23 protein-coding genes and 1 pseudogene are annotated in these 23,589 nt (G+C 61.8%); 5 read left to right on the top strand and 19 right to left on the bottom strand.

The genetic code is table 11. The features are described from left to right. Positions 1-6: 6 nt before the first annotated feature. A complete protein-coding gene (locus ACV229_RS30600; protein WP_448086823.1) occupies positions 7-474 on the top strand; it encodes an ankyrin repeat domain-containing protein in 468 nt (155 codons plus the stop codon). On the opposite strand, the gene ACV229_RS30595 is transcribed toward ACV229_RS30600, so the two are convergent. Next, positions 457-801: a hypothetical protein gene (locus ACV229_RS30595; RefSeq protein ID WP_448086822.1), complete on the bottom strand. Its 345-nt coding sequence runs from the start codon at positions 799-801 to the stop codon at positions 457-459. The genes ACV229_RS30600 and ACV229_RS30595 overlap by 18 nt on opposite strands. Before the next feature lie 116 nt (positions 802-917). Here ACV229_RS30595 and ACV229_RS30590 point away from each other — a divergent pair. Further along, a pseudogene (locus ACV229_RS30590) lies at positions 918-1,163 on the top strand (IS110 family transposase); the annotation flags it as partial. A 5-nt stretch (positions 1,164-1,168) separates the two neighbouring features. On the opposite strand, the gene ACV229_RS30585 reads toward ACV229_RS30590, so the two are convergent. The 7 genes from ACV229_RS30585 to ACV229_RS30555 form a co-directional block, all read right to left on the bottom strand. Beyond that, positions 1,169-3,325, bottom strand: a complete 2,157-nt coding sequence (locus tag ACV229_RS30585) for a WD40 repeat domain-containing protein (protein ID WP_448086821.1) — start codon at positions 3,323-3,325, stop codon at positions 1,169-1,171. 1,216 nt (positions 3,326-4,541) lie between these two features. Further along, positions 4,542-4,985, bottom strand: coding sequence for a type II 3-dehydroquinate dehydratase (aroQ, locus tag ACV229_RS30580; RefSeq protein ID WP_448086820.1), 444 nt, complete (start codon positions 4,983-4,985; stop codon positions 4,542-4,544). Positions 4,986-5,004: 19 nt separating this feature from the next. Then, the gene (aroE, locus tag ACV229_RS30575; RefSeq protein WP_448086861.1) at positions 5,005-5,838 is read right to left on the bottom strand and encodes a shikimate dehydrogenase; all 834 of its coding nucleotides are present in this window, start codon (positions 5,836-5,838) and stop codon (positions 5,005-5,007) included. Next, positions 5,838-7,058 (bottom strand): CaiB/BaiF CoA transferase family protein, encoded by a 1,221-nt coding sequence (locus ACV229_RS30570; RefSeq protein WP_448086819.1) that lies wholly within the window; start codon positions 7,056-7,058, stop codon positions 5,838-5,840. Before ACV229_RS30570 ends, aroE begins: the two co-directional genes overlap by 1 nt. Next, positions 7,058-7,516: a MaoC family dehydratase gene (locus tag ACV229_RS30565; RefSeq protein ID WP_448086818.1), complete on the bottom strand. Its 459-nt coding sequence runs from the start codon at positions 7,514-7,516 to the stop codon at positions 7,058-7,060. The genes ACV229_RS30570 and ACV229_RS30565 overlap by 1 nt, the downstream gene beginning before the upstream one ends. 2 nt (positions 7,517-7,518) lie before the next feature. Further along, complete coding sequence (locus ACV229_RS30560; RefSeq protein ID WP_448086817.1) at positions 7,519-7,911, bottom strand: VOC family protein; 393 nt, start codon at positions 7,909-7,911, stop codon at positions 7,519-7,521. After that, positions 7,908-8,858, bottom strand: coding sequence for a ketopantoate reductase family protein (locus ACV229_RS30555; RefSeq protein WP_448086816.1), 951 nt, complete (start codon positions 8,856-8,858; stop codon positions 7,908-7,910). The genes ACV229_RS30560 and ACV229_RS30555 overlap by 4 nt, the downstream gene beginning before the upstream one ends. Before the next feature lie 81 nt (positions 8,859-8,939). On the opposite strand from ACV229_RS30555, the gene ACV229_RS30550 reads away from it, so the two are divergent. Together ACV229_RS30550 and ACV229_RS30545 are read left to right on the top strand one after the other, a co-directional pair. Then, complete coding sequence (locus tag ACV229_RS30550) at positions 8,940-9,860, top strand: LysR family transcriptional regulator (protein WP_448086860.1); 921 nt, start codon at positions 8,940-8,942, stop codon at positions 9,858-9,860. Between the two features lie 570 nt (positions 9,861-10,430). Beyond that, positions 10,431-10,727, top strand: coding sequence for a hypothetical protein (locus tag ACV229_RS30545; RefSeq protein WP_448086815.1), 297 nt, complete (start codon positions 10,431-10,433; stop codon positions 10,725-10,727). A 236-nt stretch (positions 10,728-10,963) separates the two neighbouring features. Here ACV229_RS30545 and ACV229_RS30540 read toward each other — a convergent pair whose 3' ends face one another. The 10 genes from ACV229_RS30540 to ACV229_RS30495 all read right to left on the bottom strand — a co-directional run bounded on the left by ACV229_RS30540 (position 10,964) and on the right by ACV229_RS30495 (position 21,368). Further along, positions 10,964-12,061 carry a branched-chain amino acid ABC transporter substrate-binding protein gene (locus ACV229_RS30540; protein WP_448086814.1) on the bottom strand — a complete coding sequence of 366 codons (1,098 nt, stop codon included), beginning with the start codon at positions 12,059-12,061 and terminating at the stop codon, positions 10,964-10,966. Positions 12,062-12,326: 265 nt separating this feature from the next. Next, positions 12,327-13,463 (bottom strand): porin, encoded by a 1,137-nt coding sequence (locus tag ACV229_RS30535; protein WP_448086813.1) that lies wholly within the window; start codon positions 13,461-13,463, stop codon positions 12,327-12,329. Positions 13,464-13,729: 266 nt separating this feature from the next. Next, on the bottom strand, positions 13,730-14,608 hold the full coding sequence (locus ACV229_RS30530) for a shikimate dehydrogenase family protein (protein WP_448086812.1): 879 nt from the start codon (positions 14,606-14,608) through the stop codon (positions 13,730-13,732). Between the two features lie 108 nt (positions 14,609-14,716). After that, positions 14,717-15,748: a proline racemase family protein gene (locus ACV229_RS30525; protein WP_448086811.1), complete on the bottom strand. Its 1,032-nt coding sequence runs from the start codon at positions 15,746-15,748 to the stop codon at positions 14,717-14,719. A 127-nt stretch (positions 15,749-15,875) separates the two neighbouring features. After that, entirely contained in the window at positions 15,876-17,153 is a 1,278-nt protein-coding gene (locus tag ACV229_RS30520; RefSeq protein WP_448086859.1) for an NAD(P)/FAD-dependent oxidoreductase, read from the bottom strand. Positions 17,154-17,158: 5 nt separating this feature from the next. Further along, a complete protein-coding gene (locus ACV229_RS30515; protein WP_448086810.1) occupies positions 17,159-18,175 on the bottom strand; it encodes a 4-hydroxyproline epimerase in 1,017 nt (338 codons plus the stop codon). Between the two features lie 36 nt (positions 18,176-18,211). Then, positions 18,212-18,877, bottom strand: a complete 666-nt coding sequence (locus tag ACV229_RS30510) for an amino acid ABC transporter permease (protein WP_448086809.1) — start codon at positions 18,875-18,877, stop codon at positions 18,212-18,214. A 10-nt stretch (positions 18,878-18,887) separates the two neighbouring features. Beyond that, complete coding sequence (locus tag ACV229_RS30505) at positions 18,888-19,559, bottom strand: amino acid ABC transporter permease (protein WP_448086808.1); 672 nt, start codon at positions 19,557-19,559, stop codon at positions 18,888-18,890. Positions 19,560-19,569: 10 nt separating this feature from the next. Then, positions 19,570-20,400: an amino acid ABC transporter ATP-binding protein gene (locus ACV229_RS30500; RefSeq protein WP_448086807.1), complete on the bottom strand. Its 831-nt coding sequence runs from the start codon at positions 20,398-20,400 to the stop codon at positions 19,570-19,572. A gap of 134 nt (positions 20,401-20,534) precedes the next feature. Next, positions 20,535-21,368, bottom strand: a complete 834-nt coding sequence (locus ACV229_RS30495; protein ID WP_448086806.1) for a substrate-binding periplasmic protein — start codon at positions 21,366-21,368, stop codon at positions 20,535-20,537. An 853-nt stretch (positions 21,369-22,221) separates the two neighbouring features. Between ACV229_RS30495 and ACV229_RS30490 the strand changes: the two genes are divergently transcribed. Beyond that, positions 22,222-22,428, top strand: a complete 207-nt coding sequence (locus tag ACV229_RS30490) for a tautomerase family protein (protein ID WP_448086805.1) — start codon at positions 22,222-22,224, stop codon at positions 22,426-22,428. A gap of 177 nt (positions 22,429-22,605) precedes the next feature. Here the strand turns inward: ACV229_RS30490 and ACV229_RS30485 are convergent, their stop codons facing one another. Further along, positions 22,606-23,370, bottom strand: a complete 765-nt coding sequence (locus ACV229_RS30485; RefSeq protein ID WP_448086804.1) for a GntR family transcriptional regulator — start codon at positions 23,368-23,370, stop codon at positions 22,606-22,608. Positions 23,371-23,589 lie beyond the last annotated feature (219 nt).

Here is a 23,589-nt window from a genome sequence, read left to right as displayed (position 1 = left end):
TCCACTATGTCCGAGGAAGAAGAAGCCCGCATGGTTGCCGTGCTGGGCGAGGTGTTCGACCTGGCGCGCAATGGCGATGCCACGACGCTGGCCGCGCTGATCGGGCGTGGCATGCCGCCGAACCTGCGCAACGAAAAAAGCGACACCCTGGTGATGCTGGCCGCGTATCACGGCGACGCCGGCGCACTACGCACGCTGCTTGAAACCGGCGCGTCGCCGGACCAGCGCAACGCGATGGGCCAGACCCCAACCACCGGCGCCGCCTGCAAGGGCTTCAAGGACGTCATCGAAATCCTGCTCGCGCACGGCGCCGACGTCGAAGGCGCTTCACCGGACGGCTGCACGGCGCTGATGACGGCGGCGATGTTCCAGCGCACCGAGATCGTGGATCTGCTGCTCGCAAACGGCGCCCATCCCAATGACAGCCATCCGTGGCAAGTCAGCCGAACGGTTCCGCTAAAACCCGGCGCCTAAACAAGCAGACGCCTTCTCGATAGAGGCGCGCCGCAGCATCTCGTACTTCATCTGTAAGGCATCGCGCGGATCGCAGAAGTGCAGGTGTTGCCGCGACTGGCCAGCATGACCAAACAATCGTCGCCGCACTGCGGTGGCACGAATATCCGATGGACCGTGGGAGCCGTCGCTAACCTTACGCTCGCCCCAACGGCCGAAGAGGGTCGGCACCAGCCGATCGAGCAAGACGGTAACCGGCCAGCAGGCGACGTTCGCTATCACTGAGTCGGTGTCATTCAGCCGATCCACTTCACGCATCGTGATCGTGATCGTCCCAGTCGCGTTCATCGCCGGCGCTCCCTGAGCATTTTCATTTAGCGGAAACGCGACATAATGAAATGGCCAGCCCGATCCCAGCGACCGTTCTACGATAGGGAGTTCGGTCCAAGGTAGCGGAGAGCGTCATGAGCGAGGTCACGCTGATCGGCATCGATCTGGGCAAGCATCTCTTTCATCTGCACACGCAGGACGCGAAGGGACACGAGATATTCCGCAAGAAGCTCGCGCGCGCGCAGTTGCTCCCGTTCTTCAGCAATCTTGCGGCGGCAACCTTCGTCGTGGAAGCGTTCGCCGGTGCGCACTGGTTGGCCCGCAAGCTCAATGCAATGGGTCACGAAGCGAAGCTGATCTCGGCGCAGTACGTTCGGCCTTCACGTTACCGTTCACACACGTTTTCGCTCTGGCGCCCGCGTAGGAGAGAAAGAACAGCTTCATCATCGGCTGTGAGCAGGTTCGTGCCCACGAGCTTTTCCTTACACACCGCTTCAGCCAGGCGCCGACCTCGATACTGCATGAGCCATCGGACAGGCCACACCCGCGCGGTCCCGTCAGCGGACGCGGTCACCACCCGCTGGCCGTCCGGGCTGAAGACGGCGGAATACACCCACCCCTGATGCCCGCTGAGCAGCGCGATCATCTGTCCGGTTGCCGCGTCCCACACCCGCGCGGTCTGATCCGCGGACGCGGTCACCACCCGCTGGCTGTCCGGGCTGAAGGCGGCGGAATAAACTGCTCCCTGATGCCCGCTGAGCTGGGCGATCCGATTGCCCGTGATCGCGTCCCACACCCGGCCGGTCCCATCCCAAGACGCGGTCACCACCCGCTGGCCGTCGGGGCTGTAGGCGGCGGAATCAACCGGCTCTTGATGCCCGCGGAGCAGCACAATCTGTTTGCCCGTGGCCGCGTCCCACACCCGCGCGGTCTGATCCGCGGACGCGGTCACCACCCGCTGGCCGTCCGGGCTGAAGGCGGCGGAATACACCCACCCCTGATGCCCGCTGAGCAGCACAATCTGTTTGCCCGTGGCCGCGTCCCACACCCGCGCGGTCTGATCCGCGGACGCGGTCACCACCCGCTGACCGTCCGGGCTGAAGGCGGCGGAATACACCCACCCCTGATGCCCGCTGAGCCGGGCGATCTGTTTGCCCGTGGCTGCGTCCCACACCCGCGCGGTCCGATCCGCGGACGCGGTCACCACCCGCTGGCTGTCAGGGCTGAAGGCGGCGGAATAAACTGCTCCCTGATGCCCGCTGAGCTGGGCGATCCGTTTGCCCGTGGCCACGTCCCACACCCGCGCGGTCCTATCCCCGGACGCGGTCACCACCCGCTGGCCGTTCGCGCTGAAGGCGGCGAACACAACCGGCTCCTGATGCCCACCGAGCAGCAAGATCTGTTCGCCCATCGCCGCGTCCCACGCGCGCGCGGTCCGATCCACGGACGCGGTGACCACCCGCTGGCCGTCCGGGCTGAAGGCGGCGGAGTTCACCGGCCCTCGATGTCCGATGAGTTGCGCGATCACCTGGCCGGTCTCCGCATCCCACACCCGTGCGGTCTTGTCATCGCACGCGGTCACCGCGCGCCGGCCGTCCGGGCTGAAGGCGGCGAAGCTCACCGGTCCCTGATGCCCGACGAGCGGCGCGATCAACTGGCCGGTCGCCGCATCCCACACCCGTGCGGTCTTGTCCGCGGACGCGGTCACCACGCGCCGGCCGTCCGGGCTGAACACGGCGAAGAAAACCGGACCCTGATGCCCGGTGAGCAGCGCGATCAACTGGCCGGTCGCCGCGTCCCACACCCGCGCGGTCTTGTCGTCGGACGCGGTCACCACGCGTCGGCCGTCCGGGCTGAAGACGGCGGAGAAAACCGGTTCCTGATGCCCGGTGAGCAGCGCGATCAACTGGCCGGTCGCCGCATCCCACACCCGCGCTGTCTTGTCCGAGGACGCGCTCACCACGCGCCGGCCGTCCGGGCTGAAGACGGCGGAGAAAACCGGTCTCTGATGTCCGATAAGCGACGCGATCAACTCGCCGGTCACCGCGTCCCACACCCGCGCGGTCCTGTCCGCGGACGCGGTCACCACCCGCCGGCCGTCCGGGCTGAAGGCGGCGGAATACACCCACCCCTGATGCCCGCTGAGCAGCGCGATCTGTTTGCCCGTCGCTGCGTCCCACACCCGCGCGGTCCTATCCCCGGACGCGGTCACCACCCGCCGTCCGTCCGGGCTGAAGGCGGCGGAATACACCCACCCCTGATGCCCGCCGAGCAGCGCGATCTGTTTGCCCGTCGCTGCGTCCCACACCCGCGCGGTCCTATCCCAGGACGCGGTCACCACCCGCTGGCCGTCCGGGCTGAAGACGGCTGAATCAACCGGCTCCCGATGCCCGCCGAGCAACGCAATTTGCATTGATGCGTGCGCGCCACGCATGAGTTCCAGTTCTGCTTCGGCCGACCCCGGCGAAAACCAACTCTTCCCCATCGCCAGCATGGCGAAGCGCATTCCGCGGTCATAAAGTCCCGCGTCGTTCGCCGTCATCGCGGCCGACGCCAATACAACGGAAGTCTGGCGTGCGACCGCCCGAGTCCGGTGAATGATCCACCCACCTGTCACAAGCAGAATGAACGCGATTACGCCCATCAGTACCTGGACCTTCGCACACCGACGCACGACCCTATCGCGTTCCATCCCACTCGAATCCTGGTCGCCGTTCCGCCTATTGAGAGGGACCGTGAATTTTGAACACGTTGTAGCCTGACGGTGAATCAGTGAACAGCATAAATACGACGTCGTCGCTGTCGGCTCGTCCAAGTGCCATGTGTGCGCACTGGCTCAGGCCAACAGCGGGGTCCATCTTTCGCATGGCGCCAACGGACCCGGATGGCGTGATCCAGACGATCGAGTTCTTGCTGTCAACGTCACATCCCCTCATGAAGTAGCCACCGGCGCGCAACGGGGACTGGCGATCAGCAAGACGCAGGTAATGAAATCGACTGGATTGCGCTTGGCTGCAGCGACCCAAGCTGCAGTGTGTGCTTGCATGGCCGCTCCATGTAATGAATGACTGATTTTCGATTGCGACCAGCACCTTGGCACTATTACCCTCGTTTGCACAGGAGCGGAATGCAGCGAGGATGACCGACTCCGGCCATGCTCCGCCAGTCGACAATCTTCCGGGACGTTGCGCACGTTCGACGTTATCGTCAGCGACTCCAGGCCGCCGCCATTCACAAGGATTATTGTGGTACTTCGCTTCGACATGCCAGCGCGTACTTACCCGGCGTCGTCACCTCACCAAGGCCTGCGGGACGACGCAGCGAGATCTCGCCATCAAGCAAACCGGGGGTGTCGAATGCCCGGTGCCGTCTACAGAGCTCGGCAAATGGCTACTGAATCGCCGAATGGCGATTTTCAATGCGCACAGGAAATCGCGTCGGGCGAACCGCCATCGGTCAGATTCGATGGGTAGACCCCATGACTTCGGAAGCGGTCGTTAGTGTCGGGCCGGTCCGACCGACCGGTCCGGGTCGAAAACACGCGTTCATGGGGCGGAAAGCCGACGTTCGGCGTTGGTGGCGGAGAGATGGCCGGTATAGGAATCTGAGCGGACGCTCGGGGTAGCCAGTGTGGATGACCGCAACGGCCGACAACGTGTCGGCCGCCGCGGACTCATGGATGGTCGTTGGACCTCGGAAGCCGCCGCTGATGACGCGACCGATCGAGTCGCGGTTGAGGGTCCGTTTCGATCCCCAACTTACTCCCGATCGATTCCGGCGGCCGCCGCGCGTAGCGCCAGCAGATAGCTCTGAATCCCGAAGCCGCAGATTTGCCCGCTGACGACGTCCGCGAACACGGAGCGATGCCGGAACGGTTCGCGCGCGTGGATATTCGACATATGCAGTTCGACGATGGGACAGGTCAGGATAGCCAGCGCGTCACGAATGCCGTAGCTATAGTGCGTCCACGCGCCGGCATTGATCAGCACGGCATCCTGGCGCGCGTCGAAGGCACGATGAATGCGCTCGCACATGGCCGCTTCGCTGTTCGTCTGAAAGGATTCCACGTGTACGCCGAGTTCCGCCGCGAGGGCTTGCAGTCGGGCGTCGATCTCCGCGAGCGTGATCGTTCCGTACTGCACCGGATCGCGCTTGCCGAACATGTCGTGATTGATGCCATGCAGCATCAGAATCTTTTTCATTCCGGATTCCTTTGTAAATTCAGTCAAACGGTACGGTAAGCCGGTCGATGACCGCGCCGGTTTCGGGACGGACGCCGCGCCACCAGTCGAACGCTTCGGCCGCCTGTTCGACCAGCATGCCGACGCCGTCCGCGATCCCGCGCACCCCCGCATTCTTCGCGAGCCGGAGAAATGGCGTGAGCCGCTTGCCGTACGCGAGCTCATAGGCCGTGCCTTCCGGACTGAACACGCTCGGCGGGACGGGCGGCAGGTCGCCGGTGAGACTGGCTGACGTCGCATTGACGACGAGGTCGAAACGTCCCGACGCTTCGAGATCGGCATAGCCGCAAGCGCGCAGCGGACCGCGTCCGGCAACGCGTGCCGTCAGCGCCCGGGCTTTCGCGACATCGCGGTTCGCAATGACCAGCTCCGCCGGGCCGGCCGCGAGGAACGGCAACAGCGCGCCTCGGGCTGCACCGCCGGCGCCGAGCAGCAGCACGCGCTTGCCGGCCAACGGCAGGCCGAGATTGACTTCGATGTCGCGAACCAGTCCGATGCCGTCGAAGTTGTCCGCCAGAATGCGTCCGTCCTCGAACTTGAGCGCGTTGACCGCACCCGCCAGCGCCGCGCGCTCGCTGCGCTCGTCCGACATCGCAAATGCCTGCAGCTTGAACGGCGCGGTGACGTTCATGCCCTTGCCGCCCGTCGCGGCGAATGCCCGGACCACGTCCGCGAAAGCGCCTTCCGGTTCCACCGGCCCTTCGATCGCCGTGTAGTTCATGTCCTGCTGCGTCTCCTGCGCGAAGAGACCGTGAATCAGCGGAGATTTCGTGTGTCCGATCGGATTGCCGATCACTGCATACTGGTCAGTCATCATTGGCTCGCTTTCGAATAGAGAACACCGTCGGCCTGCATCGAATCGATCTCGACCGGCTCGAACCCGAGCGAACGCGCGACTTCGGCGTTGTGTTGCCCCAGGTCGGGCGCGACGTCGCGAATCGTCGTATCGCAATCGGAGAACCGGAACGGCAGGTTGGGCAGGCGCAATGTCCCGTAGCGCGGATGCTGCTGCTCGACCACCATGCCCCGCGCCTGGATCTGCGGATCGGCCAGCACCTCGTCGATGCGCTGCACTTTCGCGCATGGAACGTCGATGCCATCCAGCAGTTCGAGCACCGCCGCAACGGTGCGGGCCGCCACCCACGGCTCGACCACCGACAGGATCTCCGGCCGGTGCGCATTCCGCCCGACGCTGTCATGGAACCGCGTGTCGGCGCCGAAATCCGCCGGGCCGCCATGCGCTTCGATCAGCGCTGCGAAGCGTTTCCACGCGTCGTCGACTTGCGCCGCGATGACGAGATCGCCGTCCGCCGCGCGGAATACGCCGTAGAGCGTCGAGGTCGGCATGTCGTGTCCGGTCTGTTCGGGCAGTACGCCCTGCAGCGTGTAGCACTGCACCGCGTATTCGTGCATCGACACCAGCGTGTCGTACAGCGCCATGTCGATGTGCTGGCCGCGGCCGCTCTTTACGCGGCCCAGCAGCGCGGCATTGATCGCCGCCACCGCGTGGATGCCCGTATACATGTCGCCCAGCGAGATGCGCAACAGCGGCGGCCGCTCGCCGGGCGTGCCGACCATCTGCATGATGCCGCTCTTCGCCTCGGCGATCAGCCCGAAGCCCGCGCGATGCGCATCGGGACCGGTGTGTCCGTACGCCGAAATCGAACAGTAGACGAGGCGCGGATTGCGTGCCGACAATTCGGCATGACCCAGCCCAAGCTTGTCCAGCGCGCCCGGCCGGTAGTTCTCGATGAACACGTCCGCCGAGTCGCACAGTCGTTGCATGAACGCCTTGCCGCGCGGATCCTTCATGTTGACGCTGACGCCCCGCTTGCCCATGTTGAGTTGCAGGAAGTAGCCGCTTTGCTGGTCGTCGAGCACGGTCGCGTGCTGGCGTCCGGCGTCGCCGGTGCCGGGCCGCTCGACCTTGATCACTTCCGCGCCGAGCGCCGCGAGGCAACGCCCGACATACGGGCCGGCAAGAAAGTGGCTGTAGTCGACGACGCGAATGCCTTCGAGAGGACGGGCCTGCATCAGCATGCTCCCGGACGGCGCGGCACCATCAGGCGGTGTTCGCCGCGCTGGACCACCTGGTCATCCTGATTGATCAGCTCGGACGGCAGCACGACGATGCCCCAGCCCGGGCGGCTCTTGCTTGCGCGCATCGAGCCGACGCGAAACTTCACATGCAGCACGTCGTCGACCTTGATCGGCAGCAGGAAGTCCCAGCTCCAGCCGAGCGACATGCCCGGCAGGAACCGGTAGTCGCTCTGGGTCTTCAGGCCGTCCGCGATCGACAGCCCGAACAGGCCATGTGCGACGAGGCAGCCGAAGTGGCTCGCGTTCGCATAGTCCTCGTCCACATGGACCGGCGTGTGGTCGCCGGTGAGTTCGGCATAGGCGAGAATGCGCGCCTTCGTCACCGTGTAATGCGGACTCACGCATTCGTCGCCCTCGCGGGCGTCGTCCCAGTATTTTTCGACGATCGTCATGGTTATGCCTCCGCGCGCGGGTTGATTGCCAGCGCCTGCAAGACGCAGGAAGCGGGCCTGGCCTGAATCAGTTCGACCGCGAGACCGTCCGGCAGGCGCAACCAGTTTCGCCCCTGCGGCATCTCGGTCACGCCGAATCGTTGCGCCGCGGCCAGCGCGGTCTCGAGGTCTTCGCACATCACGCCCAGATGGGCGAGCCGGCCTTCGGGGCCGTCATGTTCAGGCGAGTGAATGAATTGCAGGCCGCCGAGCGTCCAGTACTGTCGCGGGGCGTCGAGCGTGCCGTCCACTTCGCGCATGGCCATGCCCAGGACTTCCTCGAAGAAACGGATGTGCCAATGGATGTCCTTCACCCAGATGGCAACGTGCTCCAGATAGGCTTTCGGCGCGTTCATGCGGCTGCCTCCTCGCGTTGCCGGTCGGCCATCGCGCGCTCGATCCCCTTGATGCATGCGACGAGCGCCGCATTGACCGGGGTCGGCACGCCGTACCGCTGTCCCCAGCGCACGACCGAACCGTTGATGAAATCGATCTCGGTGACCGAACCCTTCTCCAGGCTCTGCAGCATCGAGGTCTTGAAGGCGGCGGGCAGCCCCTCGGCGGCAAGCGTCCAGGCCTGTTCGGGCTCCGTCATCGACAGCCTGACGCCGGCCGCCCGCGCGGCCGCAATCGCCTCGGCCACCGCCGCGAGCGACGTCGCCTTCAGCAGCGGCTCGTCATAGAGCTGTCCGTAGGTCAGGCCGGTGACGCCGGTGAGCGCACCGGTCGCAACGTTGACCAGCAGCTTGTCCCACATCGTGCCGACGATGTTGTCGCTGACGCTCGTCGCGAGGCCGGCCGCATTGAACGCATCGGCGATCGCCAGTACGCGAGGCGTGATGCGGCCGTCGAGTTCGCCGATATAGGTGTACTTGCCGACCACGCCGGACTCGATGTGGCCCGCACCGCGCAGCACGCCGCCGACGTAGGTCTTGCCCGCGAGCACGCGCTCGCGGCCGACGACGTCGGCGAGAATGTCCTCGTGTCCCAGGCCGTTCTGCAGCGACAGCACGCACGTATCCGGCCCGACCAAGCCTTGCGCGCCACGGATTGCCGACTCGGTGTGGAACGACTTGACCAGCACGATCACCAGATCGGCGGCACCGACCTCGTCCGCTTGCGTCGTCGCCCGGACGCGCACATGCCGGGCGCCGCCGGCGTCGTCGACCCGCAAGCCGTCGCGACGCATCGCATCGACATGCGCGGGCGAGCGGTCGATCAGCCAGGTCTCATGGCCGCCTTCGGTGAGGGTGGCGCCGATCGCGCAGCCGAGTGCGCCGGCGCCCAGAACTGCAATCTTCATTGGCTTCTCCTTGACGTGTCACCGTACGATAGGAGTCGCCGCACATACCGGCAATGCAATGACTACAATGATGCTATTGCGATAGACAATAACGCCATGCTTCCCGACGACCTGCCCGACCTGAAGCTGCTTCAGCTCTTCGATCTGCTGTACGACGCGCGCAGCGTCACGCGTGTGGCCGAGCAACTGGGGCAGAGTCAGCCGACGATCAGCATCTGGCTCGGGCGCTTGCGGGAATACCTTCACGATCCGTTGTTCATTCGAACGCCCGGCGGCATGGCACCGACCCCGCAGGCCGACGCGCTCATCGGGCCGTGCCGGGAAATCCTCGAGTCGTTGCGGCGCTTCGCTGCGTGGGAGATCGCGTTCGATCCCGCGACGGCCCAACGGCGGTTTCGCATCTGCATGACCGACGCGAGCCACATCACGCTGCTCCCGCGGCTGCTGGCCCATGTTCGCGCGCAGGCACCGGGCGTCCGGCTGGAAGCCGCGCGGATAGACGGCAACACCGAACGGGCGCTGGAGTCCGGCGAGGCCGACCTTGCGATCGGCTATGTGCCGTGGCTCGGCGGTGGCATCTACCAGCAGAAGCTGTACGACCAGGACTGGGTGTGCCTGGCCAATCGCCACCATCCGAGGGTCCGCGGCCGGCTCGGCGCAAAGCAATATCGAGCGGAAGGGCACGTGACGATTACGGCAGGCACAGGCGCGCAACTTCTCGAACAGGCGTTGATGCGGGAGCGCATCGAGCGCCAGGTGGTGCTGGAGCTACCGGGGTTCCTGGGGTTGGGGGCGATCATCCAGAGCACCGACCTGATCACGACGCTGCCTCGCCATATCGGCGAGACGCTTGCCCAGGCGAACGATGTCGTGGTTCATGCGTGCCCGATTCCGGTGGAGGGGTTTGCCGTTCGGCAGCACTGGCACGCGCGGTATCACCATGAAGCCGGAAATCGCTGGCTGCGCAGCGTGGTGGTTCAGTTGTTCGCGAGTCCGCGTTAGGCGCGGCCCCTCGCCCTTCCACAACGCGAACTTGCCGTGCGCGAGTCCCTGCTTCGAAAAACACCGCTGCCGGGGCGGAATCGCGCATGCGTTCTGAAAGCTGCCGAGCGTAGTATTCGCGGACCAAACGTCACGCGCCATGTCCGACGACCCGCGCGCCGCTCCGCCACACAGCATGGGACACCATGCAACGGCTCGGGCGACACGGTACCGACATGGCTACTCGCACACTGACGCCGGCATCAGCGCCGGCACGATTTCAGAGGCACGAAATGGAAACATACGTCTTGCTGGGCTGCGGATTCGGTCTTGGCTTGCTGATCGCTATCTGGGGAATCTGGTCGCTCAAGTAAGCTGCACATCATTCCGGCGCATACCACGCCTGCCAAACATACGCCAGGCCGACCGGCATTGGCAAAGGCGACGCTCGCGCTGCTCAGCGCGGTGCCCTCATGGAGAATGATGGAAGTCGCGGTGAACAACGGTCTGCCCGTTCCCCCGATCGACATCAGGCATTAACGAACTCGCCACCAGCCACTCTGTCGAAGTAACGTAGCTGGAGTTCATCGCATGAGGCCGCTTTACGCTACCGTTGCCCTGGTCGTGCTTGCTGCCGGCTGCTCGTCAGTGCCGGCCAACCAGCAAGCCGCCCGGCAGATCCCGCCCGAGACGCATCCATGCGCCCCGCGAGCCAGTCACTGTGCGACGCTCGCGGCCGCCACATCAAAACCACCCGTGCTCAGCGTTGGCGTCAGCGATCCCGATACGCAATTGATCCTGCCGTGGTTTCTCACCGACATCATCAACGCAGTCAACACGCACCAATCCGCCGGTGACTTCCTGCATACGATAAGAAGCGGCTTCTGACCCTCGTCGTTCCGCCTGGTAGTGCAAATCCGGCCCGGGAGGGTGTCCTCGAGCTCTGCCATGCGCGCGCGAATCTCAGCCAGTCCGGCCGCGCGCCCCGCCCGAAACGACGCGCCAACGCCTGGGACAATGCGCCGGTGGAAAACTACCTCACGCCAGTCGACCACGAAGTCCTACGCATCGCTGTATGAGATGCTGTACGCGATACCGAGGCAGGGTCAGTCATGCGCTTGCGCCTATTTCGACGCCTGCGCGACCCCGAGAACCGTCCATTTTCCGTTCTTTTCCTGGAAGAGCGTGGCATACGCAGCCTGTAGATCGCCATTCCTTTCGAAGGCTATCTTGCCGCTCACACCGTCAAAAGATATGTCGCGCAGCACCTCGATATACTTCTTCGGGTCTGTCGAATCCGCTTTCTTCATCGCATTGATAACGGCCCACGAAGCATCGTAAGCCTGAGGCGCGAACTGAACGATACCGACGCCGTATCGCGCCTTCATCTTCTTGTCGAGGTCCGCGCCTCGCGGCATTCTCGAAAGAGGCAAGCCGTACTCCCAACTGTACATTCCTGTTGCGCCACTGCCGGCAAGCTTCAGGAAGTTTTCATTTGTGAATCCACCCTCGCCCATGAACTTCGCGGCAATTTTCAGTTGCCGGATTTGCCTGGCGAGCCCCGCCGCCTGCACGTCCTGTCCAACGTAGAAGATCAGGTCCGGCGAAGCACTCTTGATCGTCGTCAGGATTGCCCGAAAATCGATCGCTTTGGAAGTCGTGTATTGTCTTGTGACCACCTCGCCGCCAGCCATACGGACCCCCTTCGAATACTCGGTTGCAAGGTTCGTCCCGTAATCCGTGCTGTCATCAATAACAGCGATTCGTTTCGCCCTCAGGTCCTTTACTGAGTAATTTGCGGCAAGGACGGCCATCTGGTCATCGTTGTTCATGGTTCGAAACGTCGTCTTGAACCCCTGCGCTGTGTAGACCGGTGAGCTGGATGCCGGCGAAATCTGCGGAATGCCCGCGCGCGAATAAAGCGCCGATGCTGCGATCGAACAACCCGAATTGTGATGACCGACGACGGCGCTGACGCCTTCGTCGACGAATCGCTGTGCCACCAGGACGGCCGTCTTCGGATCCCCGGCGTCATCCTGGAAGTCCACGTCGAATCGTATCTTTTGCCCACCGATAACGAGACCGGCCTGATTGGCTTCATCGAACGCCAGCCGAGCCCCATTTTCTTCGTCTTTCCCGTACGAGGCGGAGAATCCGGTAAGCGGCGCCGCGAAGCCGATCTTGACGACCTTCACGTCGTCCGCGCGAGCGCTGGCCATCATGCCGATACACGTTGCCAGAACCACAACCTGAAAAAACGTCCGACCTGACATCTCGATCCCCTGTCACTGTTTACTTCAGCGATCTCGCGACCTGTCTCCTGTGCGTCGCAGCTGCGGCGAAATGAGTCGTATAGCGATGCCTGGGTAAAGTGATTCGCCACCGGAACACTTCGCGTCGACCTCGACAAGAAGTGTCCTTCAACAAGAAAAAGCGGCTCCGCAAACTATCGTTCGGGAGCCGTTCAAACCTGCTTGGAGAACGCCTTTAGAACCGGTGGCGCAAGCCGACCGTCGCGATCGCCTGCGAACTTTTCCCCGCATCGACGTCAATCGAACCGATCACCGCTTGTGCAGGACCCGCGCCATTCTGGCCCGTGGCGTGGCCGTACGATGCCACGGCATAGACGTCCGTGCGCTTGCTCAGATTGTAGTCTGCGCCGATGCTGAACTGATGGTATTTGGCCGACGAATCACCCAGCGACCGCAGGTAGTTGTAGCCGATTTCGGTCAGCAGCGCCGGGCTCACTTGCCACACCGCATACACCGACCCGTTGTGATATTTCTCGGACCGGTTAAACGCCGATGCCGCATCCGGGTTGTATTGCGAATAGCTGTAATAGCCGCCCAGCGTAAAATTGCCAAGCGCGTAGCGCCCGCCCGCACGCGCAATGTTGACCGAACGCGCAGAAGCGTACGCGGCATTGACGCTGCTGTTGAACAGGGAATCGGCCGAGGTCTTGGCCCGTTGTGCGACGGAGCCGTTGCCATTGTCGACGTGCAGGAAGCCCGCCGCTACCGCCAGCGGCCCGTTCGTATATGCCGCAGCACCGCTGTACGTCTGCCCGGAGCCGATCGTCCCGGCTACACCGCCAAACGAGTACATTGCGGAGAGCTGCAGACCCGACCAGCTCGGACTCGACCACTTGACCGCGTTGTTGATACGAACGCTATTGTCGGCGTTATCGATATCACCCGGCGACGAGAAGAATCCACCGAGGTAGTTGTCGCCCTGCACCGGCTGCACGAGGTCGATCAGCGGATCGTACTGTCGGCCCAGCGTGACAGTGCCCCAGGTGCTCGCATCGGACAGCCCGACATACGCTTGCCGTCCGAACATGCGGCCACCTTGACCAAGGTTGCCCGAGGTGGAGTTGAAGCCATTCTCGATCTGGAATATTGTCTTCAGCCCGCCGCCGAGGTCCTCGCTCCCCTTCAACCCCCAGCGTGAACCGGACTCGGTTCCGCTGGCCATCATGAACTGCGTCGATTTCCCGCCACTGTTATGGATGTACATGAAACCGGTATCGACAATCCCGTAGAGCGTCACGGAGTTGTCCGCATGAGCATGCGATGCGAAAACACCGACTGCCACGATCATTGCTTTAACGCACGGACTTTTCATTTGTTCCCCTCAACCCTGTTACTTAATTAATACTACTTATTAAATCACCCACGGCGCGCTTTTGCTTTGCCTGCTCGATACGTTATCGGGGGTGACGCTTGGTGATTCCCGCCCGCCATCAATAGACACGTTCGACCTTGTCACCAACGTCTGTCGATTGAGGCTTCCACTTTCCGTCGACTACCTCACAAAAAAAGGCGATCGCCGGATTCTCCAAATCGTTGTCGGGCAGCAACCCAATACTCCCGGAAGTGCCGCCGACCGCCTCAATCCTGGAGTTTGACCATCCCGCGCAGCTCTCGAGGAAACAGAAGATCACGCGCGAAAGAGTCATCCTGCCGCAGCAAGTCAGCGGCCTCCGGAACGCCAAAGTATTCCAGGAACAACGGAGTCTGCAGTATCAGCATGTCGAAGCCCGGCAGGACTGTATTGCCTCGCGACATCGCCGCCTGAAGAAGCGGAGTCGGCTGATTCTTCATGAGGATGTCGCAAACCTGCGCCCCCGAGTCCAATCGATCGGGCGGCACGGGCAGCGGGTCGGTCGGCTTGAGGCCCAACGGGGACGCGTTGATCACGAGATCGAAGCCCGCCGGATCGTTGTCATTTTGAACCGACGTGTTCACGCCATACCGCTGTTCGACGGAAAACGCGAGTTCTTGTGCTTTTCGTGTCTCCGGGTCGAAGACAGCGATCCTTGAAACGCCTGCTTCTGCCAGCGCTGTCGCGATCGCGGAGGCCGCGCCGCCCGCACCGATCAGCAAGACAGCTTTGCCGCGATACTTCAGGGAATATCGATCCATCGACTTGACGAAACCAAGCCCGTCAAACAGATCACCCTCGAGCTCGCCCTGCTCGTTTCGGCGGATCGCATTTACCGCATTGGCAGTCGCCGCTCCCTTTGAACAGCGGTCAACCAGCTGTGCCGCTGCAGTCTTGTGGGGAATGGACAGCACCATGCCGCGCGTCGTAGTCGACCGAAAAAGCGAACGAACCGTATCCACCAGGTTCTCGGGCTTCACGTGAAGAGGGACCATGACGGCATCCATCCCGCAAAGCGGAAGCACTTTATTGAAGATCTCAGGTGTTCTAACTTGATCGATAGGATCCGCGACCATGAAGAAAACACCGGTTTTTCCGGTAATCATATGAACTCAATGTAAAAGAGGACCGCACATCTTGCGGAAGTTCGTCGCCCGGGACTGGCGAACGGCAGCAGGCCATCCGGGCGACGAGTCAAGGTGAATCTGCCCTTTTCAGGGGTTCGGGAATCCCTCGCCCCATGTATCGCTGAGCATGAACCCCTCGGCAAGGGGATCATCCGGGTCGACGCCCAGTTGCTCGACACTGTAAATCCACGCCCGCCCAGTCACCCGCGGAAGGACAGCAGGCCTGCCTCCGACTTCCGTGCGCCCCAGAAGCTCCACTCTGAATTCGCTACCAATCGTTGAGCGCGATGTCAGCGGGATGCCGACATCAACCGTCCCTCGCGCTGCAAGCGTCGCCAGATTCGCCGAGCTACCCGTACCGCACGGTGATCGGTCGACACGTCCGGGCGGCAATGTCGTGCAGGTTTGATATGTCGCCTCATCCACTCGATTGCGGAACATCACGTAGGCGATCTGGTTGATCTGCGGATAAAGGGGATGCTGGACATCGACCTGCGCATTGATCACGCTTCTCAAGCTCACACCAAGATCAGCAAGCCGGCGCGCGTTCCGAGGTGCGATTTCAATTCCCAGTTGGTCCACGTCGACCAACGCGTAATAGACACCACCAAAGGCGATGTCCACCTTGATCTCGCCGAACGCGTCGGTCGTCACCGGCACATCCAGCATTTCGACAAATGCCGGAACCATGTCAAGCGACACCCCAACGCAACGACCGTCCCGGCACGTTGCCCGCGCGGTAACGAGGCCCGCTGGCGTATCCAGGACCACGGTCGTTTCCGGCTCCTGCATGGGAACCATGCCCAGTTCAAGCAGCGCTGTCACCACGCAAATCGAATTGCTGCCAGACATGGGGTGTGCCTTGTCCGACTGCAGGACAATGAAGCCCGCGTCAGCTTCCGGACGCGTGGGAGGCAGGAGCAGATTGACGGACATCTGAAGGCAGCCGCGCGGTTCGAGTACGACGAAGCGCCGCAAACTGTCGTCCACTTCGTTGATGTAGTTCATCTTGTCCAGCATCGTCTTGCCCGGGATGTCGACAACGCCGCCGGTGATGACCTTGCCGATCTCACCTTCGCAATGCACACCGACCACCTGCAAACTCTTCTTCCAGCGCATGATTCACTCACTTCGGTTAATTTGTCCGCGGCCTCGACGCCACGAAGCCTGAAGCAGAAAGGCATCTTGCAAAGTAGCCGGCCCCGGTCCCGCAGGCCCGCTGTCCACGCCGGCTACGCCTCAGCAGCTAAAAGCGATAGGCACTAAACGGCGTCAAGTCCAGCTTCGATGGACGACCTGCGGCCAGATCTGCGATCAACCTCCCTGTCGTCGCGCCAAGCGTCAGGCCAAGCTGTCCGTGGCCGATCGCCAGCAATACGTTCGGCAGCCGCCGGGAGCGGTCAATAATCGGTTTCGTGTCGGGCAGGAAAGGACGATAGCCAACACCGAATTCCCGTTTGTCAGTACGCAGTTCGGGCAAGATCCGCTTTGCCTTGTTCAGGATGATCTCAGCCCGCTCGAAGTTGGGCGGAGCATTGCGACCTGCGAACTCGATCGTCCCTCCGATCTGAAGACCTCGCGTCATCGGCGTGAAGCAGAACCCGCCGTCCGCATAAATCACCGAATGCCTGAACTCAACCCCAGGATCGGCCAGAAGTGTTTGATAACCGGCCACACCTTCCAGCGGCACATTGACGCCCAATTGGGTAAAGAACCGACGCGCCCCAACCCCGGCTGCTACGACCACGTGTGATGCAGCAATCCGTTCGCCGTTCGAGAGCGTGACCCCGGTTGCTCGTCCGGACGATTCGTCAATACGGTCAGCACCAAAGCGAATACGTCGCCCGCCTTGTGACAGGAAGCTGTCGGTCAGCGCAGAGATGAACCCTTCAGTATCGTTGACGAAGCGCCACTGCGGCAGGAGCAGCCCATGCGAAAATCGCCCGGCCAGCGCCGGCTCGAGATCGGCGATATCGGATGCACCGAGCACCTCGGACGTGAAACCGAGCGACTGTCGAATCTCGTTGTGGGCCCGCTCGCGCTCGATCCCCGCGGCGCTGTCAAAGACCTCCATGATCGGTCGTTGCACGAGCAGCGCCTTGTCGCCGCACGCGTCGAGCAAAGGCGCGTAATCTGCAAACACCTCCTGCGTCAGCGAAGCCATCGCATGCGCGATCTCGCTGATACGTGCGTGAGTGGCGCATGACATGAATCGCAGAAACCACGGCAGGATTTTCGGCAACGCGCTCGGGCGCAGTGCGAGCGGCCCGGTCTGATCCATCAGCCATCCGGGAACCTTCATCAGGATGCCGGGTTTGGATAGCGGAATGATCTCCCCGACCGATAGCTGGCCGCAACTCCACTTCACCGTGCTATCCCCGATGTCGGCAGGGTCGACAAGCGAGACCGAATAACCGTTGCGCTGCAGATACAGCGCGCAGCACGTCCCGACGATGCCGCCGCCGATCACGACGGCGGACACCTTCTCGGCAGACTGCGCATCCGGGATGGAAGTCTGGACAATCGCGTTCAATTGACGAGCTCCAGCAGGTCGAAACCGTGCGCATAAGGTTGCGCGTCGTCCACGTAGTGCTCGCCGCGGCCCGTGATCCACGCACGCCCTTCGATACTCGGGTAGACCGCATCCAGCCCGCTCTGCAAACGGGTTGCCGCTTCGACACGCCCGATGAAATGGCTGCCGATGATGCTCTCGTGCTTGAATGTCTGCCCTTCGGCAAGCAACCCTCTCGCGAATCGCTGCGCGACCCGCGCGGAGGTGCCGGTGCCGCACGGCGAGCGATCGACGATACTGCCGCCGGCGATGACCACCGCACGTGCGTCGGAATCCGCCGCCAGCGGTTTCCCTGTCCACATGCAATGCTTGACGCCCCGAATCTGCGGGTGATCGGGGTGGACGACGTCGAGCGTTTCGTTCACGCGCCTTTGCATCGCGCGGCCCCATTCGAGCAGTTGCTCCGGCGTGAAATGCTCGCAGCCCGGATAGTTCGGCTGTACCTCGACGATCGGATAGAAGTTTCCGCCATACGCGATATCGACGACCAACTTGCCGAAATACGGATGCTCGATTTCGACGTCGCGGTGCAGAAGAAAACTCGGCACGTTCGTGAATCTCACCGACGTGACACGTTCACCGTCCCATTCGTAGCGAGCGGTCAACTGCCCGGCAGGCACGTCGACGACGACCGTGCCAGGCTGCTTCGGCACGACAAGACCCGACTCGATCGCAAACGAAACCGAGCCGATCGACGCGTGCCCGCACATCGGCAGACAGCCCGACGTTTCGATGAACAACAGGCTCATGTCGGCGTTGTCGCTGATCGGCGGATACAGGATGGTCCCGGACATGTTCGCATGGCCGCGCGGCTCGAGCGTCAGCGCACGACGCACCCAGTCATGGTGCTCGATGAAGAACAGTCTGCGATCGCCCATGGTCGCGCCCGTCAACGCGGGCGCCCCGTCGATCACCATACGGACCGGCATGCCTTCCGTATGGCCTTCGATGCATTTGAATACGTGTTTTGTCATTTCCGACGCCTCGTTCGTGACAGTGAGAGGGTTGGGTTAATAGGCAAAGCGCCTGAGCAGCCGCGACTCCACCACGCCAACGAGTCGCGTGAGCGGAAAAGCGACGGCGAAATAAACGAGTGCAACCGTCGTCAGGAATTCGACCGGATGCGCCGTGCTGTTGGAGATGTTCTGCCCGACGAACATCAGGTCCGCGACGCCTACCGACGAAATGAGCGCACTCTCCTTGAACAGGCTCACGATGTTCGACAGCAACGGAGGTATCGCTCGCAGCAAGGCCTGGGGGAAAATCACATAAAGAATCTTTGCGTGCGGCGTGAGGCTCAGCGCGATGCACGCGTCGTGCTGCTCGGACGAGATCGATTTCAGTGCGCCGCGGAAAGTCTCGCTGGTGATGGCCGCCATGTAGAGCGTCAGCGAAATCAGTACCGACAGAATCGGCGGAATCGGCAACCGGAACACGACCGGAAAGCAGAAGAACACCCAGAACAGCTGGATAAGCAGCGGCGTGCCGCGGAAGAATTCCACGTAGAGCGACGTCAGCCTCTTGAGCCAGCGCGATGGCGACATGCGAAGAAGACTGAGGGTGAATCCGCAGAGACTGCCGACAACAGCACACGTACTCGTGAATGCGAGCGTCAGCCCAAGGCCTTTCAATAGCACCTGCCAGTACGGCAGCACAATCGAGAAATCGAGAGACATGTTTTGCTCCTCAGCGCTGCATCGCGGCATCCTGACGACGCTCGATGACGTGAACCAGCCGGGCGATCGGCAACGACAGCGCGAAATAGATCAGCGCAACGACCGAGTACGTTTCCAGCGGCCGATAAGCCTCGGTCGCAAGACTCTTGGCGACGTACATCAGGTCTGCAACTGCGACGATCGCGACGAGCGCGCTTTGCTGCAGCGTACCGATGCCGTTGGTCATCAAGACCGGCATCGCGCTGCGCAGCGCCTGCGGAAGCACCACGTAGAACGTGCGTTGCCACGGCTTCAGTCCTAGAGCGACGCAGGCATCGAGATGCTCTTTCGGCACCGCCTGCACACCGGCGCGATACGCTTCGGCATTGAACGCGGTCAGGTTGAGCCCGAGCGCAAGCACGCCCATCGCAACAGGGTCGATAAAGACGTCGACCATCATCGGGATGCAGTAGAAGAACCAGACAATCTGCAGCAGTGCAGGCGTGCAGCGGAAGAATTCGATGAAGAGTTGAGCCGGCCACCGCACGATCGGCCAGCGGCTCATCACGACGAGACACAGCAGGAAGCCGAGCACGATGCCCATCATGTTCGCCGCGATCGCGAGCTCGAGCGTCACCCTCAAGCCTTCGAGCAGCTTGCCGACGCTGCCGGCCAGGAAATTGAAATCGAAGTGGTAGTTCATCGCCTCGGCCTCAATCGAGATGCAGGACTTTCTCGAGGAATTCGCGGGTGCGCAATTCCTTCGGGCGCTTGAACATCTCGGCGGGCGCCCCTTGTTCGACGATCTTGCCGCCCGCGCAGAACACGACGCGTGTCGCGATATCGCGCGCAAAGTGCATGTCATGGGTGACGATGATCATCGCCATCTTCTGCTCGGCGAGTTTCAGCATCACGTTCTGCACTTCTATGACCATCTCCGGATCGAGTGCCGACGTCACTTCATCGAACAGCATCAGCTTCGGCTCGAGCATCAGTGCACGAGCGATCGCGACGCGCTGCTTCTGTCCGCCGGACAGTTGGCTCGGGTACGCATGCAGCTTGCTTTCGAGGCCGAGACGCGCGAGATACATGCGGGCACGCTCCGTCGCCTCCGATTTCGACATGCCTCCGGCCTTTACCGGCGCGAGTATCAGGTTGCCAAGGACCGACAGGTGCGGAAACAGCGTGTAGTGCTGAAACACCATGCCGATCTGCTTTTGCAGCTTCGTGTCGATACGCTTCTTTCGGCCCGAGTCGGCACCATGGATGTACGGCTTGCCCTGGAACGCGATCTCGCCGCCCTGGATCCCCTCGAGCCCCATCATCACGCGCAGCAGCGAGCTCTTGCCGCTGCCGCTCGGGCCGATGATCACGAGCCGGTCGTCGGCACGCATGTCCAGGTTCATCTTGTCCATCACGACGAGGTGCTCACCGTAGGACTTGCATACGTCCCGAAGATGAACGAAACCACCTCGATTCGCACTGTTGACTTCTTCGATTGCGGGAGCGGATGTTTGCACGACTTTCACATGGGATGACAACATGGAAACTTCCTCTATCGAAACGCTCATCGGGCACTCGAGGTTCGAACCTCGCCTGACGACTCGGACCCGAGACCTTCAGATATGCCGCGTAATGCGGCATGGCAATCTCTCGCCACGCCGCCAACTCACGATATTCACTTGCCTTGCGCGAGCGTTTCCTTGATCGACGCCGCGAGCAAGCGGTCCCTGTCTCCCGACTTGATTTTTTCGTCGATGAACTTGTTCAGAACGGCGATATCGGCCGCAGGCGTGTCCTTCCGAACACCGAAACAGATACCCTGTTGGGCGAGCGGCGGATTCGGTTTGAAGACAACCGCCCAGTCCGGATGAGCTTCGGTCAGAAGTCGGTTCGTCATGATGTCGTCAGCCAACATGTCGGCGCGCTTCGACATGATTGCGAGTCTCGTCTCGTCAAAGCCCGGCAGCCGCATGATTTGCGCCTGCTTCAGCACGCCGGAAATGGCCTTGTCCTGCGCGGTACCAGACATGACCGTCACGATGACGCCAGGTTTGTCGATATCGGAGATGGCTTGAATGGTCTTCGGAAGTTTCGGATTGTTCTTGTTGTATGTAAGGGTAACGCTGTAGTCGATCGCAGCCTTGGAAAAGGAGATGGCCTTTTCACGTTCCGGCGTGTCGTTGAGCGACAACGACATATCCCACTTGTCGGACTGGAGACCGGCGACGATGTTGTCCCACGTGGTGTCCACGAATTCGACCTTCACCTTCAGGACCTTTTCCCCGAATTCCCGACAAATGTCAGAGAACATCCCGCTGTACTGGCCCGTCTTCGGATCGCGCATGACATATGGCGGCGAGGTCGCGGCACCGCAGCGAAGCACGCCGGCTTTCCTCACGCTCTGCCAGGTGGAACTGTCTTGCGCGTGTGAAGGCACGCTCGCGAACAGCGAAGTGAACACCGCGCCGCACACGAAAGCGTGACGCAACAATCTGGACATCCGAACCATTTTGAACCCCTCAAATGAAAGCAGTCCCCACCGGACTCAAACAAACGGCACATCACGCCGCTATTCCAAATTTTCGTTCAACGTCGCACTCGCATCGGGACGACAATGAATCTCCACGTCCCTTACGTTGATCGGTAACGCAGTTACTTAGTTTTACTTATTACAATACGAAGACAACGCAGATCCATTTACCCGACGCAATCCTTATCTCCGCCGCCTGCCCCTCCTCGAAGCTGCTTCCGATTCCTGGTCGACGATCTTGCGACCGTCTTCGCTTCATCCCGGTTGACGGGCGAGAGCCAAAGTCTTTCACGAACGCTTTGCGCTACTTGACGACGACCCCACCGTGCCGTCCGCTTCCACTGGCCACCCAAGCACAGGACTGGGACGGGAGCAACCCGTGCCTCGAGCCCCGTATTGGGCGACTGACGCCATATCCAGTGCAGCGTCCGTCCACATACACATTGTCGACCAAATGACGACATAGTCAACCGGAAAAAAAATGTTCGCCTCTCCGTGTGTCCACCCGCCCTTTCTGGGCAAGCCTCTGGCGTCATAGCTAGGGGAAACCCGATTCGGAAATGCACCTAGACCAGAGCCCGTTGCTTGACTCCTTTTGGGCCCGATGCAATGATACGTCGACATTACGTCGACCAAGAATCGGCAGATGAAGGACCGTGATTCGGGCTCGGAAGGCGCCCCTTTTGCTTGCGCGCGACAGGCGCAAAGGCCGGCCCGACAAGCTGAGACGTGAGCGCGGAGTGGCACGAAAGCACGCGCCTCAACCCGCATGGAGATGTAGTCGCTTACGGCTGCCCCGCAGCAAAACCGCAATTGACACATAGGAGGCTACATGCCAATCATTCGCCTTGAAATGCTTACCGGCAGAACACACGCGCAAAAGTCCGAACTCGCTGACGTCTTGACGCGCGAAACCGCGCGCATTGCGAAATGCGCGTTATCGGATGTGCAACTCGTGATTACAGAGGTCGACCGTTCGATGTGGTCGGTAGGAGGAACGCTGACTGAGCCGAAGCCGGCACACTTGACCGCACAGTAAATCCGGATGCGTCACAGCGGTATGTGACGCATCCGGATCGCACGATACGAACAGCCGTCGCGCTGTCTGCCGAGTCGCCCGCAGAGAGGCGGCTTTGCGTTGCCTTTTGCCTGGCAACTGACTCAAGTTGCGACCGGAGTCGCCGCCGCGCTAGCGAACGCTGGCGTTGAAGACAGGTCACTCCGCAGTCGTCGTCGACTTCTCGCGAGAGGCCGTATTGTAGGTAAGAGGCACACTCGCAGTAAGGTTACGGTCCATGAATTGCATGAATCGTCCCTTGAATTGCACCGCGTGCCGATGTGCACTCTCTTCCGCTTTGTCGGCGTCACCCCGTTCAATCGCTTCGACCATGTCGGTATGGTCGCTCGCCATTTCCTTGACGCTGATATCCGGGTCCAGGGCCTTGAATTCGAAGTGAAGGTGCAGCATCCGCCGTCCTTCGTCGAGTAAACGCCGGTAGAGATCGGCGAAGTAGATATTTCGCCCCGCCCGCGCGATCGTCATGTGGAACTCGTAATTGGATTCGATCATCGGGAGGCTGTCACCCAACTTGATGCTCGCGGCGATTCCTTTTTCGTAACCTTTTTGCGCTTCCCGAATTTTGGCGAGATCAGCCGCTGTACGATGCAGCGCGGCAAGACGCGTCGTTACGCGTTGCAACAGATCGAGCGCATCGAGATATTCAGGAATCCGGGCGAAATCCATCGGAGTCACAACGGTACTACGATTGGCAAGAATCGTTACCAGACCGTCTGCCGAAAGGCGGACCAACGCCTCCCGAACGGGTGAGCGCGACATCTCGAAACGTTCCGCCAAACCCACCTCGTCCAAAGGTATGCCTGGCGCAAGCTTCATCGTAAGAATCTCGTTCCGCAGGGTTGTATAAACCCGGACAGCGCCTGTTTCTTTGCCCGTGTGATTTTCGACTGGTGACCTGGCCATGTTACGTTTCCTGAAATTCAGCTCCGGACGCAGTGACGTTGCATGCACGAGCCGAGGTGTTCGGCACCCCGGAAGGGCACCCGAGCGAGGTCCCTCACCAGCTCGAACAGACCATCGTAGCACATCCGCCATCCGGCCCTTACGGAAGCCGGGGAAGCCGGCCCCACCCCTGCGCGTTCAGTTTCGCACGGGTGGCGACGCTCTCCGTGGGCTCTTCGC

This window comes from Burkholderia sp. MR1-5-21 (genome assembly GCF_053427715.1).
The sequence above is the reverse complement of the archived record's forward strand: the minus strand, read 5'-3'. Positions and strand labels throughout refer to the sequence as shown.

Coding starts and splice junctions, on each gene's coding strand:
- ACV229_RS30490 (WP_448086805.1), top strand. CDS start 22,222: ATGCCAATCATTCGCCTTGAAATGCTTACCGGCAGAACACACGCGCAA.
- ACV229_RS30555 (WP_448086816.1), bottom strand. CDS start 8,858: ATGAAGATTGCAGTTCTGGGCGCCGGCGCACTCGGCTGCGCGATCGGC.
- ACV229_RS30495 (WP_448086806.1), bottom strand. CDS start 21,368: ATGGTTCGGATGTCCAGATTGTTGCGTCACGCTTTCGTGTGCGGCGCG.
- ACV229_RS30585 (WP_448086821.1), bottom strand. CDS start 3,325: ATGACGGCGAACGACGCGGGACTTTATGACCGCGGAATGCGCTTCGCC.
- ACV229_RS30500 (WP_448086807.1), bottom strand. CDS start 20,400: ATGTTGTCATCCCATGTGAAAGTCGTGCAAACATCCGCTCCCGCAATC.
- ACV229_RS30560 (WP_448086817.1), bottom strand. CDS start 7,911: ATGAACGCGCCGAAAGCCTATCTGGAGCACGTTGCCATCTGGGTGAAG.
- ACV229_RS30510 (WP_448086809.1), bottom strand. CDS start 18,877: ATGTCTCTCGATTTCTCGATTGTGCTGCCGTACTGGCAGGTGCTATTG.
- ACV229_RS30570 (WP_448086819.1), bottom strand. CDS start 7,058: ATGCAGGCCCGTCCTCTCGAAGGCATTCGCGTCGTCGACTACAGCCAC.
- ACV229_RS30505 (WP_448086808.1), bottom strand. CDS start 19,559: ATGAACTACCACTTCGATTTCAATTTCCTGGCCGGCAGCGTCGGCAAG.
- ACV229_RS30525 (WP_448086811.1), bottom strand. CDS start 15,748: ATGCGCTGGAAGAAGAGTTTGCAGGTGGTCGGTGTGCATTGCGAAGGT.
- aroE (WP_448086861.1), bottom strand. CDS start 5,838: ATGACTGACCAGTATGCAGTGATCGGCAATCCGATCGGACACACGAAA.
- ACV229_RS30530 (WP_448086812.1), bottom strand. CDS start 14,608: ATGATTACCGGAAAAACCGGTGTTTTCTTCATGGTCGCGGATCCTATC.
- ACV229_RS30565 (WP_448086818.1), bottom strand. CDS start 7,516: ATGACGATCGTCGAAAAATACTGGGACGACGCCCGCGAGGGCGACGAA.
- ACV229_RS30540 (WP_448086814.1), bottom strand. CDS start 12,061: ATGATGGCCAGCGCTCGCGCGGACGACGTGAAGGTCGTCAAGATCGGC.
- ACV229_RS30600 (WP_448086823.1), top strand. CDS start 7: ATGTCCGAGGAAGAAGAAGCCCGCATGGTTGCCGTGCTGGGCGAGGTG.
- ACV229_RS30535 (WP_448086813.1), bottom strand. CDS start 13,463: ATGAAAAGTCCGTGCGTTAAAGCAATGATCGTGGCAGTCGGTGTTTTC.
- ACV229_RS30595 (WP_448086822.1), bottom strand. CDS start 801: ATGAACGCGACTGGGACGATCACGATCACGATGCGTGAAGTGGATCGG.
- ACV229_RS30485 (WP_448086804.1), bottom strand. CDS start 23,370: ATGGCCAGGTCACCAGTCGAAAATCACACGGGCAAAGAAACAGGCGCT.
- ACV229_RS30545 (WP_448086815.1), top strand. CDS start 10,431: ATGAGGCCGCTTTACGCTACCGTTGCCCTGGTCGTGCTTGCTGCCGGC.
- aroQ (WP_448086820.1), bottom strand. CDS start 4,985: ATGAAAAAGATTCTGATGCTGCATGGCATCAATCACGACATGTTCGGC.
- ACV229_RS30515 (WP_448086810.1), bottom strand. CDS start 18,175: ATGACAAAACACGTATTCAAATGCATCGAAGGCCATACGGAAGGCATG.